We start from the raw sequence: 17131 nt of genomic DNA on the forward strand, positions 1-17131 counted from the left end.
GTGGCCTACACTGACGATTCGAAAAGGCGTTCTGGGCGAATCGACCGTCGGCCCGTTCGCCGGGAGTGTCGAAATACTGTGAGTTCGGCGCGGGACTCAGCGCGTCTGGAGGTCGTCTTCGTCCTTGATGATCTGCGTCTCGGCCTCGCCGCTGGTGTGTTCGTTCACGAGGTCGTAGAACTCGTTCTGCATCCCGGCGGGGAAGGTGAGCACGCCGACCCACGACCCGTCGTTCTGCCACTCCTCGCGTTCGAGGTCGCCGAACTGCCGGATGCGCGCCTGGGCGCTCCCGGCGTAGTCGGCGGGTACCTGGACCGCGATGGTCACCTCGTCGAACCGGATGGGGATGACCGGCCGCAGCGCTTCGAGCGCCTCGTCGACCTGTTGCTCGACCGGTTCCATCGGGTCGACGCGGAAGTCGGTCTCCTCCAGGGCCGACTCGATGCGGTCGGGCGGGTGGGGCGCGTTGTCCATCTGGGGGTTGACCGCGTTGCGCGTGATGCGGTTGACCAACTGCTTGTGCTTCTGTTCCTGCATCTCGCGGCGCTGTTCGGCCGTGATCTGGATCTCACCGCGTTCGATGACCTCCGGGATGATCTCCAGCGGATCGGTGGTTCCGAACACCTCCTCCAAGTCCGTCTCGGCCGGTCGGTCGCCCCGACTCGCGTTCTCGAACACGTCCTCGGCCGCGATGACGTCGGTCAGGTCGCCCTCGAACTCCCCGCGCTTGATGGCGAGCGCCGCGTCCGGGTCGACCAGCACTTCGAATCGCTCGCCGTGGGACTCCAGACGAGCGGTCACCGCCTCTTCGAGTGGTATCATACGGTACGCTAATCCCCGCCAGTTAAAAGAAGTTATCCACCCACCTTTTGCTGCGCTCAGCGATGCGGCGAAGCCGCATCGCTTCGCTGGCAAAATCTGGACCAAAACCGCGGTGTCTCCGAAAATCGGAGATTTTCGGGATGACGAGAGAGCTTCGCTCTCTCGAACCACTCCTTCCACCCGGCCTCCGGCCGGGCGTCGGTCCGCGCCGCGTCCGCTCGCTCACTCCGTTCGCTCACGGCGGGAGACGGTGTACTACCGCACGAGGTCGATGGAGCTACGCGAGTGTGAGTTCGGGTTCGCGCATACTCTACTTCGGTCTGGCGCGCGCTGGCGGTTGCGACGGCGGTCCGCAGGGCGCGAAGCGCCCGCACGAGTGCAAGGGCGGAAATCGCACCAGCAGTATTAGATGCGACTGCGCCGAGACGCACCGCGTCTCGGCGCAGTCGCGTGTCCTTTTTTGGTCCAGATTTTTTCGAGGAGAGGTGGCTGACGCGCCGCAGGCGCGTCAGCGACCCGACGAAGAAAAAAGGTGGAGGAGGAGTTACTCCTCTTTCGGCGCGAACTGGACCATCGTCAGGTCCCGGTCGAGCATGCAGTGGTCGTGGGGCGGGTCGCCCAGAATCTCGGTGATCCGGTAGTCCTCGTCGAACTCCGCGCCGGTGGGTTCGCAGAGGCCGTGGCTCGGGCACTCGGTGTGGGGACACGGGCCGTCGAGTTTCGCCTTGCTCCCGGCGTAGGCGTTCTTCGCGGGGACGTTCGCCTTCGCCCCGACCGGTTCGACCTCGACTGCCGTGACTCCGTCGTCGTGGACGTTACAGTCGAGGGTCTGGGCGCCCTCGCGCACGTCCGAGACTTGGTAGCGCACACCCTCCGAGAGATTGAGACACTGGTCGCGATACGGACAGCCGTCACAGGCCGAGGCGGCCCCGCGGTAGACGAACTCCTCTCCCGTTTCGGCGAGGCGGGTTCCGACGAGCGTGATGGTGGACATGCGGGGTTCTATGGAAGCCGGTCGGTTAAGCGTCTCGCCCCGCCTGGTCGTCGTCGACGCTCCCGTCGCCGCGGTCGGTTTCGTCGACGTCGCTTCCCGCATCGCCCGCGCCGCGGCCGGTCAGTTCGTCCAGTCTGTCGAGGTACGCGTCCCGAGGCACCTGGTAGGCCCCGCGGTAGTCCAGTTCACCGCGCGCGAACGACGCGGCCAGTTCGCGGGCCGCCTCCACCGCCGCCTCCCGGGAGTCGTAGGTCCGCGGGCCGGTGAGTTGGACCTCGGGTTCGAGGAAGAACTCCACGCGCCAGACGTCCGGCGTGCCGATCTCGGCCTCGCCCACCGGTCGGTTCGGCGCGCCCGCGGCGACGTACAGCGTCGGCAGGCACGCCGCGGGGTAACGGTCGGCGTCGAACACGTCGGGGCGGTAGGCGAGGATTCGTCGCCCGCCCGGTTCGTCGTTCCAGACGGTCCACCCCTCCGGTAGTTCCTCGTCGGTCATACCCGCCGATTGGGGCGTTCGCGGGAAGGGTTTGCCGGTCGAGGGTCGCCGGGTCGACCGCGTCCGGACCGGTCGCGACCGGTCCGGACGCGGCCAGAATCCGCCGGCGGCGGTACGAACCTGCTGTGCGGTCGGGCGGCGACGGTCGATTCGGGCCGACGGCCACCGCCTATTTAAATGGCTCGTGCATTGAACTGTGCTACCGAAACGCGCGCACCGGCGACGTCCATCACTCGTCGCAGTAACCGGGGTTCAATAGAATAATATCATACTATAAGTCGTGCGAATCGGGCCAACAGTTATATATCGACTCATCCCATGTATTAAATAGTATCGGTGGTAGCGGCCCACGCGGTACGAGGTAACGTACACCATTCACCCGTTTGCCCTCGGTTGGTCCCGTCGTTCGTCGCCGTGACGTCGCCGCGAGCGGGGTGTGGGATGGCACGCACATGATAAGCCAGAAACGGAGCGCCCTGCCGGTGGGCAGGGCCGAACAGCGGTCCCGAAGTGGGGAGTGGCAGCGTCTGTACGACGCGGACGACGAGCGGCAGGTCCCCGCGTCGACCGCCGGAGCGTCGTGTGCTTCCGTCCACCGAATACTCCGACCCTCGGATTCGATCCGACGGGTCTGCCATCCGCGTTCTCTCCCGCCTGCCCCAACGAAACAACACGTGATACAATGAGCGAAACACTGGAAGAACTCAGCCAACGGTATCAGGAATCGATGCCAGAAGACCTCCGCGAAACCAAGTCCTTCGACTGGTACCTGGAGGAGGTGTACGCCGACCCGAAGGTCGCGCGCAACGCCCACCAGCGCGTCGCGGACATGTTCGACTACTACGGCACCGAGTACGACGAGGAGGCCGGCATGGTCGAGTACCGCCTCGCCTCGGAGGACCCCCTCCACGACGGCGAGAACACCTTCTACGGCCGCGAGATCCACCGGGCGATGCACGAATTCGTCAACAAGGTCAAGTCCGGCGCGCGCGGCCTCGGCCCCGAGAAGCGCATCAAACTCCTGCTGGGTCCGGTCGGCTCCGGTAAGTCCGACTTCGACCGGCAGGTTCGCAAGTACTTCGAGGACTACACCCTCCGGGAGGAGGGCCGGATGTACACCTTCCGGTGGACGAACCTCTGCGACGTCATCCACGACCAGGACCCCGCCGACGACACGGTCCGGTCGCCGATGAACCAGGACCCGCTCGTGCTCCTCCCGCTCGAACAGCGACAGCGGGTCATCGACGACCTGAACGAGGTGCTCGACGCGCCCTACACCATCCGGAACGAGCAGGCGCTCGACCCCGCCTCGGAGTTCTACATGGACGAACTGCTGGCGTACTACGACGACGACCTCCAGCAGGTGCTGGAGAACCACGTCGAGGTCATCCGGCTCACCGCCGACGAGAACAAGCGCCAGTGCGTCGAGACGTTCGAGCCCAAGGACAAGAAGAACCAGGACGAAACCGAGTTGACGGGCGACGTCAACTACAGTAAAATCGCCATCTACGGCGAGTCCGACCCGCGTGCGTTCGACTACTCGGGGGCGTTCTGTAACGCCAACCGCGGCATCTTCTCGGGCGAGGAGCTGTTGAAGCTCCAGCGGGAGTTCCTCTACGACTTCCTGCACGCCACCCAGGAACAGACCATCAAGCCGAAGAACAACCCCCGCATCGACATCGACCAGGTCATCGTCGGCCGGACGAACATGCCCGAGTACCGCGACAAGAAGGGCGACGAGAAGATGGAGGCGTTCAACGACCGCACCAAGCGCATCGACTTCCCGTACGTCCTCGAGTACGAGGAGGAAGCCGACATCTACCGGAAGATGATGGGCAACGCCGACGTGCCCGACATCCACATCGAACCCCACACCCTGGAGATGGCCGGCCTGTTCGGCGTGCTGACCCGCATCGAGGAACCGGACACCGAGACGGTCGACCTGATGCAGAAGGTCAAAGCCTACAACGGCGAAACCGAGGACGTCGACGACATCGACACCAAGAAGCTCCGCGAGGAGGGCGAGGAGAAGGCCGAGATCGGCGAGGGCATGGAGGGCGTCTCCGCCCGGTTCATCGGCGACGAGATCGCCGAGGCCATCATGAACTCCACCCACCGCGAGCGCGGGTTCCTCAGCCCGCTGTCGGTGTTCAACCACTTCGAGGAGAACCTCGAGAACCACGGCTCGATTCCCGAGGAGAACTTCGAGACGTACTACCGCTACCTCGAGATGGTCCGCGAGGAGTACAAGGACCGCGCCATCGAGGACGTCCGCCACGCGCTGGCCTACGACATCGAGGAGATCCAGCGCCAGGGCGAGAAGTACATGGACCACGTCATGGCGTACATCGACGACGACACCGTCGAGGACGAACTCACCGGCCGCGAACAGGAACCCGACGAGAGCTTCCTCCGGGCGGTCGAGGAGAAACTCGACATCCCGCGCGACCGGAAGAACGACTTCCGCCAGGAAGTGAGCAACTGGGTCTCCCGTCGCGCCCGCGAGGGGTCGCCGTTCGACCCGCAGGACAACGAGCGCCTGCGCCGCGCCCTCGAGCGCAAGCTCTGGGAGGACAAGAAGCACAACATCAACTTCTCGGCGCTGGTGTCGGCCAACGAGATGGACGACGACGAGCAGAACGCCTGGATAGACGCGCTGATGGACCAGGGCTACTCGCGCGATGGCGCCAAGGAGGTGCTCGAGTTCGCCGGAGCCGAGGTCGCTCGCGCGGAGATGGAGGACTGACCGTGTCGAGCGGCCGCGACTTCATCGAACGGGCCGACCGGGAACTCCGGGAGACGTACGAGGAGCCGATGAGCCTCGGGGAGTACGTCGAGGCTGCGTTCGAGAACCCGACCGTCGCCTCCCACGCCAGCAAGTACCTGCTTTCGGCCATCGAGTCGATGGGCACCCGCACCGTGGTCGAGGAGGGCGAAGAGAAGGAGCGCTACCGCTTCTTCGACGACCCCGCCAACGACGGTGAACACGCCATCCTCGGCAACACCGAGGTGCTCAACGCGTTCGTCGACGACCTGCGCTCTATCGCCGCCGAGCGCGGCAAGGGCGAGAAGATAATCTGGTTCGACGGGCCGACCGCGACCGGCAAGTCCGAACTCAAGCGGTGTCTGGTGAACGGACTCCGCGAGTTCTCGAAGACCGAGGAAGGACGCCGGTACACCGTCGAGTGGAACATCGCCACCGCGACCGACGCCCGGGGACTCTCCTACGGCGAGGACCCCGCGGCCGCCGACGAGGAGAACTGGTTCCCGAGTCCCGTCCAGGCCAACCCGCTGACGGTGTTCCCGCCGGCGGTCCGCGAGGACCTGCTGGCCGAACTCAACGAGGGAACCGACGACCACATCGACCTCCGGGTCGAGGGGAAACTCGACCCGTTCAGCCGCGAGGCCTACGACTACCTCGAAGAGCAGTACCGGCGCAACGGCGAGGACGACCTGTTCAGCGCCATCACCGACCCGACGCACCTGCGCGTGAAGAACTACGTCGTGGACATCGGGAAGGGTATCGGCGTCCTCCACTCGGAGGACGCCGGCCCGCCCAAGGAGCGACTCGTCGGGTCGTGGATGCGCGGGATGCTCCAGGAACTCGACTCGCGCGGGCGGAAGAACCCCCAGGCGTTCAGCTACGACGGTGTGCTCTCGCAGGGCAACGGCCTGCTGACCATCGTCGAGGACGCCGCCCAGCACGCCGACCTGCTCCAGAAACTGCTGAACGTCCCCGACGAGCAGACGGTGAAACTCGACAAGGGAATCGGGATGGACATCGACACCCAGTTGGTCATCATCTCGAACCCCGACCTCGAAGCCCAACTCAACCAGCACTCGGAGGCCGGCGGCCAGGACCCGCTGAAGGCGCTCAAGCGGCGACTCGACCGCAGACACTTCAAGTACCTCACCAACCTGAGCCTCGAAGCGGAACTCATCCGCCGGGAGCTGACCAACGAAACCGACGTCTGGAAGGCCGACAGCTACGACGAACTGGAGGCGCTCATCCGCGAACCGCTGACGGTGCGGGTGCGCAACGACGAGGACGGCGACGGGGTCGCCGAGCGCGAGGTCGCGCCGCACGCCGTCGAGGCCGCGGCGCTCTACAGCGTCGTCTCGCGACTCGACGGCGACGACGTGCCCGCGGGCCTCGACCTCGTGGACAAGGCGATGCTGTTCGACCGGGGCTACCTGCTCGACGGCGACGACCGCCTCGACAAGGAGGACTTCGAGTTCTCCGACGACGGCGACGACGGCGACCAGGGCATCCCGGTCACCTACACCCGCGACACCATCGCGGACCTGCTGAACGAGGAGAGCGAGCGCGCCCACCCCGAACACGACGTCGAGTCGGTCATCATGCCCCGGGACATCCTCAACGCGATGGCGGGCGGGCTCTCGGGCGCGCCCGTCTTCTCGACGGCCGAGCGCACCGAGTACGAGAACCGGCTGGTGCCGGTGAAGAACTACGTCTTCCAGCGCCAGGAGGAGGACGTCCTCGACGCGATGATGCGCGACAAGCGCGTCGACGAGGAAACCGTCGAGGAGTACATCGAGCACGTCTACGCGTGGGCGACCGACGAGGAGGTCCAGAACGAGCGGGGCGAGCGCATCGAACCGGACGCGCTCAAAATGAAGGTGTTCGAAACCGAGCACCTCGGGCGGTTCTCGCCCGAGAGCTACGGTGACGCCCACGAACCCGCGCCGGCGGTCGAGGAGTTCCGGCACAACAAGGTCATCACCGCGCTGAACCGCCACGCCTGGGAGAACCGCACCGACGACTTCGAGGTCAGCGATATCGACCCCAAGGAGATTCCCATCATCAAGACGGTACTCGCGAGTTACGACTGGGACGACGTGCGCCGGGTGTACGAGGACTTCGACCCCAACCAGTGGTCGGACCCGCCGAGCAACACCGAGACGGACGCCGTCAAGGAGGAGACGATAGCGAATATGGTCGAGATGTTCGGCTACACCGAGGCGTCGGCCGAACTGACCAGCCAACACGTCATGAGCCAGGTGAGCTACAAATGGGACTGAACGGAACGATGCCCGGAGAACGGCCGCGCGGACCGCCCGCGGGCGGTCCGCGCGGCGTCGAGCGAGGTGAACCGAGATGGGACTGAGAGAGGACCTCGAACGCTACCGCGAGGTGGGCGAGGCCAAGCGGCAGGACCTCGCCGACTTCATCCAGTACGGCGACCTGGGCCAGAGCCTGCCGAACGAGATCAACATCCCGATCAAGATCGTCGACCTGCCGGAGTTCGCCTACGACCGCCTCGACAAGGGTGGCATCGGCCAGGGCGAACCCGACGTGGGCGACCCCGTGGGCCAGCCACAGCCTCAGCCGGGCGACGACGGCGACGAGAGCGACGAACCTGGCGAGGAGGGCGGCGAGCACGACTACTACGAGATGGACCCCGAGGAGTTCGCCCAGGAACTCGACGACGAACTCGGCCTCGACCTCGAACCCAAAGGCAAGGAGGTCATCGAGGAGAAGGAGGGCGACTTCACCGACATGACCCGGTCGGGCCCCAACAGCACGCTCGACTTCGAGCGGATGTTCAAGGAAGGGTTGAAGCGTAAGCTGGCGATGGACTTCGACCCCGACTTCGTGAAGGAGGCGCTGAAGATCGACGGCTGGGGGCCCGACAGGGCGTTCGCGTGGGCCCGCGAGAACAACATCAACGTCTCGAAGCACTGGCTCGACGAGCAGTACGACGCGATTCCCGCCGGCGAGCGCACAAAGTGGTCGAGCCTCGAGGAGATGAAGGAGAACACCCGCCACCGGAGCGCCGCCCAGAAGATAAAGGAGGAGGGCATCCGCCACGTCCCCTTCCGGCGGGAGGACGAGCGCTACCGCTACCCCGAGATCATCGAGGAGCGCGAGAAGAACGTCGTGGTCGTCAACATCCGCGACGTCTCCGGGTCGATGCGCGAGAAGAAGCGCGAACTGGTCGAGCGGACGTTCACGCCGCTCGACTGGTACCTGACGGGCAAGTACGACCACGCCGAGTTCGTCTACATCGCCCACGACGCCGAGGCTTGGGAGGTCGAGCGCGAGGAGTTCTTCGGCATCCGGTCGGGCGGCGGGACCAAGATCTCCTCGGCGTACGAACTCGCCAAGGCGGTCCTCGAAGAGCGCTACCCGTGGACCGACTGGAACCGCTACGTGTTCGCCGCGGGCGACAGCGAGAACTCCCGCAACGACACGAGTGAGAACGTCGTCCCGCTGATGGAGGAGATTCCCGCGAACCTCCACGCCTACGTGGAGACTCAGCCCGACGGGAAGGCCATCAACGCGACCCACGCCGAGGAGGTCGAAGAGCACTTCGGCGACTCGAACGAGGTGGCGGTCAGCTACGTCAACGGTCCCGAGGACGTGACAGACGCCATCTACGAGATACTCAGCACGGAGGCCGAATAGCATGGACCACCGACCACACACCCGCAAAGCCGCCGAACAGCTCCACGAACCGGTCGAAGAGGCCAACCTGCTGGCCGAGAAGCTCGGCCTCGAACCCTACGACGTCAACTACTGGGTCGTCGACTACGACGAGATGAACGAGCTCATCGCCTACAACGGGTTCCAGGAGCGTTACCCCCACTGGCGGTGGGGGATGCAGTACGACCGCCAGCAGAAGCAGGGCCAGTACACCGGCGGGAAGGCGTTCGAGATCGTCATCAACGACGACCCCTCCCACGCGTTCCTCCAGGAGTCCAACAGTGTGGCCGACCAGAAGGCGGTCATCACCCACGTCGAGGCTCACGCCGACTTCTTCGCGAAGAACGAGTGGTACGGGATGTTCGCCGACGAACTCGACGCCGCCGCGATGCTCGAACGCCACGCCGGCCGCATCACCGACTACATGGCCGACCCGGAGGTCGACCGCGAGGCGGTCGAGCAGTGGATAGACAGCGTGCTCTGTCTGGAAGACAACATCGACCAGCACGAGCCGTTCAAGCGCCAGTACGAGCGCGACGTCGGCGACGACGACGAACCAGACCCCGAACTCGCCGAGAAACTGGAGGAGATGGACCTGAGCGACGAGGTGAAGCGCCAGGTGTTCGACGAGGAGTGGCTCGACGCCCAGGAGGAGGCCGCGACCGACCTCGAGGAGCCCGAGATGGACGTGCTGGCGTTCCTGCGCGACCACGGCAAGGCCTTCGACGACGAGTCGGGCAAGGCCGTCGAGATGGCCGAGTGGCAGAAGGAGGTCCTGGAGATGCTCCGGGCCGAGTCGTACTACTTCGCGGCCCAGAAGGTCACGAAGGTGATGAACGAGGGCTGGGCGGCCTACTGGGAGTCGATGATGATGGGCGAGGAGTCGTTCGCGGGCGACGACGAGTTCGTCCAGTACGCCGACCACCAGGCCCGGGTGCTCAACTCGCCCGGACTCAACCCCTACCAGCTCGGCAAGGAGCTGTGGGAGTACCTCGAGAACACCGAGAACCGCCGGGAGGTCGTCCGGAAACTGCTTCGGGTCGAGGGCGTCTCGTGGCGCAACTTCCACGACACCGTCGACTTTGACCGGGTCCAGGAGCTACTGGCGCCCGACCCGGCGCTCGACAGCGTCCGGCCCGACACCCTGGACCGGCTCGAAGCGTTCGCCGAGCGCGAACCCGAAAAGGTCGACGCGGAGGCACTCCGGCGGGCCAAAGAGGGCGAGGTCGACGTCGAGAAGTACCCCTGGAAGGTGCTGACCTACGAGGGGCTGGCCGAGCGCCACTTCTCGCTGTGTAAACCCCAGAACCGCGGGTTCCTGCGCTCGATCACGCAGACCGACCTCGAACAGTACGCCCGGTACATCATGGACGACACGCGGTACGCCTCCGTCGAGGAGGCGCTGGCCGACGTCGACTACACCGCCGGCTGGGAGAAGATGCGCGAGGTCCGGGAGAGTCACAACGACGTGACGTTCCTCGACAGCTTCCTCACACAGGAGTTCGTCACCGACAATCAGTACTTCACCTACGAGTTCAGCCAGACCACCGGCGACTACCGAGTCTCCAGCACGGACTACGAGGACGTGAAGAAGAAGCTGATGCTGCAGTTCACCAACTTCGGCAAGCCCACCATCGCGGTGTACGACGGCAACTACAACAACCGCAACGAACTGCTTCTGGGCCACCACTACAACGGCGTCATGCTCGACATCCAGCAGGCCAAGCGCACCCTCGAGCGGGTGTTCGACCTCTGGGGTCGCCCGGTGAACCTGAAGACCATCGTGAAGGAGGTCGACGACCGCGACGCCGAGATCGCCCGGCGGCGCGACAAGGAACCTGAACCGGAAGAGCAGGGCAAACTGCTCCGCTACGACGGCGAGGAGTTCACCATGGAGGACCTGGAGTGGTCGGAGGTCGAGGACATCGCGGCGACCGAGGTGGACTACGACACCAAACCCGACGACTGGCTGGCCTGATTTCTTCGGAATTTTCGGTTTTCTTGGCGGTCGCGCGGAAACGTTTCTGTGTGGCGTCGGGCGTTACGGCAGGACGAAAAGCGGAGAAGCTAGCTGCTGCCGTCGTGAACGGGTACTGCACCGCAGCCACCCGCCTCCCCAGCCGACTGCGGTCTTCGGCCTGACGGCCTCCGGTCCTCATCCTTCGCACGGAGACGGCGCGAGACGGAGCTCGCGCCAGCGCGCGCCGTGACCCAAGGTGAGTATCGCCGTTCACACGTTCGGCGTGGCGCGTGCGGTCGCGGCCCTGTGCCGCGACCAACCCGCGCGAGGGATGAGCGAACGAACGCCAGTGAGTGAGCGAATCGGCTGGGGAGGCGTGTGGTTTGCGGTGGCGGCGCGGTTCTCATTTGTGTCGGAGGTAGCTAGCGCCTCCGTTCCGTCGAGAAGTCGTAAAATCGCACGACAGACTCTAACCGTATTCCACGACACTGGAATCCCTTTCACTTACACGAACTCGCAACGCACGCTATCCCATGTTGGAAGTCGAAACGACCGACCGAACTCAGGTCGTCGACGTGACGGAGCGGGTCGCCGACGAACTCGAAAACAGTTCAGCGAACATCTCCGAAGGGCTCTGTACCGTCTTCGTCCGACACACCACCGCCGGAGTCGTCGTCCAAGAGGCCGAGTCGGGCCTCCTCGAAGACATCGAGGCCCACGTCGAGGGACTCGCACCGAGCGACGGCGACTACCGCCACGACCGCATCGACGACAACGCCGACGCCCACCTCCGGGCGACCGTGCTCGGCGAGTCGGTGAGCGTTCCCGTCCGGAACGGCGACCTCGCGCTCGGAACGTGGCAGCGCGTGCTGTTCGTCGAGTGCGACGGCCCGCGGACCCGGAACGTCGACGTGGTCGTGACCGAGTGAGTGCGGCCGAGCAGGGATGACAGAGCGACCGCAGTCGAATCGCTTACTCGCTCTCCTCGACGCGGACCGTCGCCGGACCGTCGAGCGTAAAGCCGGTGATGTCGCCGGAGTACCGGAAGGCGTCCTTGCCCCCGAAGACCCGGCCGGTGATCTTGCCGTCGCCAACCCGGTCGTAGGCGTTGACCGACCCGAGCGCCACGTTCTTCGCCGCCCGGCCGCTCACCGCGAACTCGTAGGTGCTCGCCTTCCGGGGTGAGCCGCTGCCGTCGATGACCAGCGTGTTGGGGAGGACGACGTCCGAGACGGCGACTTCGCTCCCACCGTAACGAAGCGTCCACTTGCTCTCGTCGAGGTCCATCGCGGTGATGGCACCGTCGACGAGGAACGAGTCGCCGTAGCCGTTGCCCGCTACGCCCGAGACGGTGACGGTGCCGTCGCCGTTCTTCGCGAACTTGTCGCCGGACTCGGCCGACACGTCGCCCGCCGACGTGCGCCGCTCGACGCTCCCGTCGACCGTGAACTCGTAGCGCTGGCCCGACGCGTTCGCCGAAGCGACCAGTTCGAGGACGGTCCCCTGCGAGTCGCTTCCGGTCGAGGAGTCGTCCGAACCGGACTCGGTCTCCGTCTGGGTTTCGGACTCGGCGCCGGAGTCGGAACCGCCGCTTCCGCCGCTCACTTGGCTCCACGTCGGACCGGTGGCGCTGGAGGTGCCGTTCTCCGCTTCCTGGGCGGTCATCGGCACGCCCTTCGGCGGGTCGATCTTGGGGTTCGACCCCGAGTTGTGGATCTTGATGTTGCCGTCGTGGGCTTCGACGTCGCCTTTCACCTGGGAGTTGTAGACGTTGACCGTCGGGATGTCCGAGCCGTAGTCGCCGTGCGCGCTCGTCGAACCCCGCGTCATGAGCGCGAGCGCGCTGCTGCCGTTCTGCGTGTTCGAGCCGTCCATCGCTATCTGGCAGTGACGCATCGTGATCTCGCCGTTGCCGGCGTAGTAGGAGTAGTAGCCCGCGCTGACGTACCCGTGCGAGGGGAAGTTGTTCCCCGTGTTGTGGATGTGGGTGTTCCGGACCTCGGTTCCGCCGTTGACCCGGAGGTTCCCCCGGGTGTTGTCGTGGAGGTAGCAGTCCTCGACGGTGACGGTCCCGCCGGACCCGTGGGGTTCGGCGTTCTCGGCGTAGATGGCGTTGTCGGCGTGACCCTCGATGTGGACGTTCTTGATGGTGAGGTGACCGACGTGGCGGTTCGGGTCGACCCAGATGGCGGGCTTGTCGCTGCTCGCGGTCGACTTGATGTAGACGTGCTCGATGACGCCCTGGCCGTTCGGGTCCGTGACGGCGCACCCGATGCCGAGTTGGTTCGAGCCGGTTTCGATGTAGCGGTTCTCGACCTGCCAGTTGGCGCTGACGGGGGCGGCTCGGGCGTTCGCGGTGACGCCAGCGCCGAGCGCCGTGACCGACGCCGCGGCCGCACCGGCGAGTCGGAGGTAGCCGCGTCGGTCGAGGGTGGACGGTTCGTCGATGTCGCGTGCCGATTCGTCGCGTGCCATGCCGGTTTCAATGCTATAGAGATAGCTTAAATAGACTCTGATTCTGACCGTCGGATTACTGCGGTTATACATTATCACAAGTCCAACGTTGAGAAACGGTAGCTTAGCCGGGCGTACTTCCGACGGTTCGTCGGAATCGCTTCGTCGTGCTCGCACCCTCGGCGGCGGGGACGCTCCGTCGAGCGATTTCCGTACCGCTCCGGTCGTTTTACATACACGTGCCACGAGGGTGTAGCCATGACGGGCGACGGTCCGACCGGACGGGATACGCTCCGCGACGCGTTCCGGGTCTGGGACGTGAACCGAGCGAATCAGGAGGCCGTCCTGGTGAGTTCGGACGACCAGCACTACGCGGTTCCGCTTCCGGACGAGCACGCCGACCTTCTCGAAGCGTTGGCGGAGTCCGGCGGGACGCTCGACGCGACGCTCGTCCCGTCCGACGGGCCGACGTCGTGGGCGGTCGACGCCGTCGACGGCGTCGACCGCACCGGATAGTCCGTCGGACTGTCGGACCCCGGTTCGCGTGGACGCCGATTCGCCATCGCCGGTCGGCGAGCGACTTCGCGGTGTAACCCCGCTCCGGCAGTGCGAATCCGAATCGGAAGTTGCGAATCTTGAATAATTTGAAGTATCCTTCTACCTCTCGAAGGGAGGATTGTAGTAAGCACAACTATTATTCGCCCGCCGTCCGATGGTGTACGTGAATGTCTAGCAATGGTTCGTCGGACGGCACGACGGTTCCGAAGTACGTCTCTCCCGACGGCGTTTTCGCCGACCTGTTCGACGCGCTCTCCCACCACCGGCGTCGGTTCGTCCTCCACGTCCTCCGAGACGGGAACGAACCGATGTCCCTGGAAACCCTGGGAGCGTACACCGCCGCGTGGGAACGCGACCAGTCGCCCGAGAACGTCGCCGACGAGCACGTCGAACGCGTCTCGGCGAGTCTCTACCACGCTCATCTGCCGAAACTCCGGGAGAAGAACCTCGTCGAGTTCGACCGGGCGGAGCGCGTGGTGTCGCTGGCCGACGGGGAAGCGACCGAGCAGTATCGGAACTTGACCGCGGCGCTGGCCTGAGTATCCGTCGAGGGAGTTTCTGATGGAGCGACGAACCCACCGTCCCCGGCGGTGGGTTCGTGAACGTCGACGGTCACCGACGGGGGTCCAACCGAACGTTTGAGGTAATCCGTCGATAATCTTCTCTAGATAACAGTAGCATAGCTATCATGAACTGGCGACCAGTCGCCGACGCGTTCGTCCGCTACAGCCTCGCGTACGCGGGCCTCACGGTCCTGTCCGTCGCGCTTCTCACGAGGAGGGAGGACGTAGTCGCCGCCCTCTTCTTCGCCGGGTTGATACTGCTGTTGTTCACGAAGGGCATGGGCGACGTTCGGGTGACCGAACCCACCGCGGGGGAGGCGCTGCACGCGACCGAGGACCAGCGAACGGTCATCGACGTCCACACCCGACTCCCCCTCGGCGGAGCGCTCTTCTTCTACGGCCTCGGCCTCGCCATCTTCGGCTTCGGCGGGATGGCGCTCGTCGGGAGTTTCATGGGCTGATTCCGGTGGTCGGCTCCATCGCTGGAGGCGTATTCTCCGGGTTGCCGTATCGGCCACGGACGCAGCTAGTAGTTCGGTCGGTTACGGCCGGTGAACTACGAGAAGGTAGTACAGTAGGATGCTCCGTCTGGGATTTGAACCCAGGTCATCGGCTCGAAAGGCCGAAATGATTGGCCGGACTACACCAACGGAGCGCATTCGAAGATTTTCGCGCTATTTGTTTAAACGTTCCGTTATCGCCCGAAGACGCGGGTGTGAGGTGGTCACACCCGACTCGGCGACTCGCGCCGAAACGGGTGTCGCAGTAAGCCTACTTCCCTTCGAAGTTCGGCTCACCGTCGCCCATGAACGCCGTGATGCCCTCCATCAGGTCGTCGGTGTTCATGAGGTGGCCGAACGCCTGAGACTCGACTTCGAGGCCGGCGTCGGTGTCGTCGCGGCCCGCCAGCATCGCGCGCTTGGTGAACTTCTGGGCGACCGGCGGCCCGGCCGCGAGGTCGGCAGCGAGTTCGAACGCGCGGTCCTCGAACTCGGAGACGTCGACGACCTCGTTGACGAAGCCGAACTCTTCCATCGTCTCGGCCTCGAAGCGGTCGGCGGTGAAGATGATCTCCTTCGCGCGGCCCTCGCCGACGATGTGCTTGAGTCGCTGGGTGCCGCCCCAGCCGGGCAGCAGTCCGAGGTCGTGCTCGGGTTGGCCGAACTCCGAACGGTCGGTGGCGATGCGCATGTCGGCGCAGGTCGCCAGTTCCATCCCGCCGCCGAGGCAGTAGCCGTCGATGGCCGCCAGCACCGGCATCGGGCAGGCTTCGAGTTTGCCGAAGGTGTCCTGGCCCTTCTTCGAGAGGTCGACCGCGTGGAGCGGGTCGGCCCCGCCCGCGGCCATGCTCTGGACGTCGGCGCCCGCCGAGAACGCCTTGTCGCCCTCGCCGACGAGCAGCAGGGCGCGAACCTCCTCGTCGTCGGCCAGCGCGTCGATAGCGTCGCCGAGTTCGTCGAGCAGTTCCTCGCTGATGGTGTTCATCCGGTGAGGTCGGTCGACCACGACCTTGCCGACCATCTCGCCGGGCTTCTCGACGCGGATGGTGTCGTAGTCGTACGCGCCCGACTCGGCGTCGCCGTCCTCGCCGCCGTAGAAGCCGCCCTGTTCGGCCGCCTCGTAGAGGTAGTCGGTCACGGCGTAGCGGGGTGCGCCGGTTTCCTCGTACAGCTCTTCGAGGGTCTCGACCAGCGTCGCCAGTCCGGCGTCGTCGGCTATCTTGGCGGGTCCGTCCGGGAAGCCCGCGCCGAGCATCGTCGCCTCGTCGATGGCGTCGGCGTCGGCCACGTCGTTCTCGATGAGTTTGGCGACCTCGTTGGCCATCACGGCCTGGAGGCGGTGGACCGCCGCCTCGCTGCCCGCGTCGGTGGGGATGTCGACGCCGCCGTCGTCGTAGTCGTAGAAGCCCTCGCCGGTCTTCTTGCCGAGTTTCTCCTCCTCGACTTTGCGGACGAGTAGCGGGCAGGGTTCGTAGGCGTCGCCGAGTACCTCGTGCATGTAGTCGAGCACGTGGTAGCCCACGTCGATGCCGACCTGGTCGGCGAGTTCGAACGACCCCATCGGCAGGCCCATGTCGAACTTCGAGGCGCTGTCGACTTCCGCGACGGTGTAGTCGCCGGATTCGACCATCCAGGCCGCCTCGTTCATCAGCGGGACGAGCACGCGGTTGACGATGAAGCCGGGGCTGTCCTTGTGGACGCGGACGGGCGTCTTGTCCATCGCCTCCGCGAGGTCCTCGGTCACTTCCAGCGTCTCCTCGGCGGTGTGGGCGCCCGAGATGACCTCGACCAACTGCATCCGGACCGGCGGGTTGAAGAAGTGCATCCCGCAGAACTGCTCGGGGCGCTCGGTGACCTCCGAGAGTTCGGTCACCGAGAGGCTGGACGTGTTGGTGGCGAAGATGGCCCGGTCGGGGGCGTACTCCTCGAGTTCGCCGTAGACGTCCTTCTTGATGTCCATCTTCTCGGGGACGGCCTCGACGACGAAGTCGGCGTCCGAGACGGCCTCCTCGAAGTCGACGATGGGCGTCACCCGCTCCAGGGCGGCCTCGGCCTCCTCCTCGGAAATCTGGTCCTTCTCCGCGAGTTTGTCCAGGCTCCACTCGATCTGGTCGTAGCCGTTCTGGACGAACTCCTCTTCGATGTCGCGCAGGTTGACCTCGAACCCGGCCAGCGCCGCGACTTCGGCGATGCCGTGGCCCATGTTGCCCGCGCCGAGAACCGCGACGGTGTTGATATCTTCGACCTCCATAGGCGTGGCGTCGGTTCCCGGCCGTTTCAACGTTTCCCTATCTCGGGTTTGAAACTTACTACGAGTTTACTTGCGGTTACAAAAG

General features: G+C 65.2%; 13 protein-coding genes and 1 tRNA gene. 8 read left to right on the forward strand and 6 right to left on the reverse strand.

Annotation, left to right across the window (positions count from 1 at the left end; all coding sequences use genetic code 11):
- Positions 1 to 96: 96 nt before the first annotated feature.
- The 3 genes from NGM07_RS05125 to NGM07_RS05135 form a co-directional block, all read right to left on the reverse strand.
- The gene (locus NGM07_RS05125) at positions 97 to 822 is read right to left on the reverse strand and encodes a ribosome assembly factor SBDS (RefSeq protein WP_253517945.1); all 726 of its coding nucleotides are present in this window, start codon (positions 820 to 822) and stop codon (positions 97 to 99) included.
- Between the two features lie 544 nt (positions 823 to 1366).
- Positions 1367 to 1816 (reverse strand): UPF0179 family protein, encoded by a 450-nt coding sequence (locus NGM07_RS05130; RefSeq protein ID WP_253517948.1) that lies wholly within the window; start codon positions 1814 to 1816, stop codon positions 1367 to 1369.
- Between the two features lie 25 nt (positions 1817 to 1841).
- Positions 1842 to 2312: a DUF5820 family protein gene (locus NGM07_RS05135; protein ID WP_368410231.1), complete on the reverse strand. Its 471-nt coding sequence runs from the start codon at positions 2310 to 2312 to the stop codon at positions 1842 to 1844.
- Between the two features lie 682 nt (positions 2313 to 2994).
- Between NGM07_RS05135 and NGM07_RS05140 the strand changes: the two genes are divergently transcribed.
- From NGM07_RS05140 to NGM07_RS05160, 5 genes are all read left to right on the forward strand, one after another.
- A complete protein-coding gene (locus NGM07_RS05140; protein WP_253517950.1) occupies positions 2995 to 5058 on the forward strand; it encodes a PrkA family serine protein kinase in 2064 nt (687 codons plus the stop codon).
- A 2-nt stretch (positions 5059 to 5060) separates the two neighbouring features.
- Entirely contained in the window at positions 5061 to 7355 is a 2295-nt protein-coding gene (locus NGM07_RS05145) for a PrkA family serine protein kinase (RefSeq protein WP_253517952.1), read from the forward strand.
- 76 nt (positions 7356 to 7431) lie between these two features.
- Positions 7432 to 8742 carry a YeaH/YhbH family protein gene (locus NGM07_RS05150; RefSeq protein ID WP_253517954.1) on the forward strand — a complete coding sequence of 437 codons (1311 nt, stop codon included), beginning with the start codon at positions 7432 to 7434 and terminating at the stop codon, positions 8740 to 8742.
- Between the two features lies 1 nt (position 8743).
- Entirely contained in the window at positions 8744 to 10738 is a 1995-nt protein-coding gene (locus NGM07_RS05155) for a SpoVR family protein (protein ID WP_253517955.1), read from the forward strand.
- 515 nt (positions 10739 to 11253) lie between these two features.
- Entirely contained in the window at positions 11254 to 11649 is a 396-nt protein-coding gene (locus NGM07_RS05160; RefSeq protein ID WP_253517957.1) for a secondary thiamine-phosphate synthase enzyme YjbQ, read from the forward strand.
- A gap of 43 nt (positions 11650 to 11692) precedes the next feature.
- Here NGM07_RS05160 and NGM07_RS05165 read toward each other — a convergent pair whose 3' ends face one another.
- Positions 11693 to 13195: a right-handed parallel beta-helix repeat-containing protein gene (locus tag NGM07_RS05165; protein WP_253517959.1), complete on the reverse strand. Its 1503-nt coding sequence runs from the start codon at positions 13193 to 13195 to the stop codon at positions 11693 to 11695.
- Positions 13196 to 13432: 237 nt separating this feature from the next.
- Here NGM07_RS05165 and NGM07_RS05170 point away from each other — a divergent pair, with 237 nt between their 5' ends.
- The 3 genes from NGM07_RS05170 to NGM07_RS05180 all read left to right on the forward strand — a co-directional run bounded on the left by NGM07_RS05170 (position 13433) and on the right by NGM07_RS05180 (position 14756).
- Complete coding sequence (locus tag NGM07_RS05170) at positions 13433 to 13690, forward strand: hypothetical protein (protein ID WP_253517961.1); 258 nt, start codon at positions 13433 to 13435, stop codon at positions 13688 to 13690.
- Between the two features lie 209 nt (positions 13691 to 13899).
- Positions 13900 to 14271 (forward strand): DUF7344 domain-containing protein, encoded by a 372-nt coding sequence (locus NGM07_RS05175; protein WP_253517962.1) that lies wholly within the window; start codon positions 13900 to 13902, stop codon positions 14269 to 14271.
- 149 nt (positions 14272 to 14420) lie between these two features.
- Positions 14421 to 14756 (forward strand): DUF8070 family membrane protein, encoded by a 336-nt coding sequence (locus tag NGM07_RS05180; RefSeq protein WP_253517964.1) that lies wholly within the window; start codon positions 14421 to 14423, stop codon positions 14754 to 14756.
- 119 nt (positions 14757 to 14875) lie between these two features.
- Here NGM07_RS05180 and NGM07_RS05185 read toward each other — a convergent pair.
- Positions 14876 to 14950, reverse strand: a tRNA-Glu gene (locus NGM07_RS05185).
- Positions 14951 to 15066: 116 nt separating this feature from the next.
- The gene (locus tag NGM07_RS05190; protein ID WP_253517965.1) at positions 15067 to 17046 is read right to left on the reverse strand and encodes a 3-hydroxyacyl-CoA dehydrogenase/enoyl-CoA hydratase family protein; all 1980 of its coding nucleotides are present in this window, start codon (positions 17044 to 17046) and stop codon (positions 15067 to 15069) included.
- Between the last annotated feature and the right edge of the window lie 85 nt (positions 17047 to 17131).

It is taken from the genome of Halorussus vallis (genome assembly GCF_024138165.1).
GTDB lineage: Archaea > Halobacteriota > Halobacteria > Halobacteriales > Haladaptataceae > Halorussus > Halorussus vallis.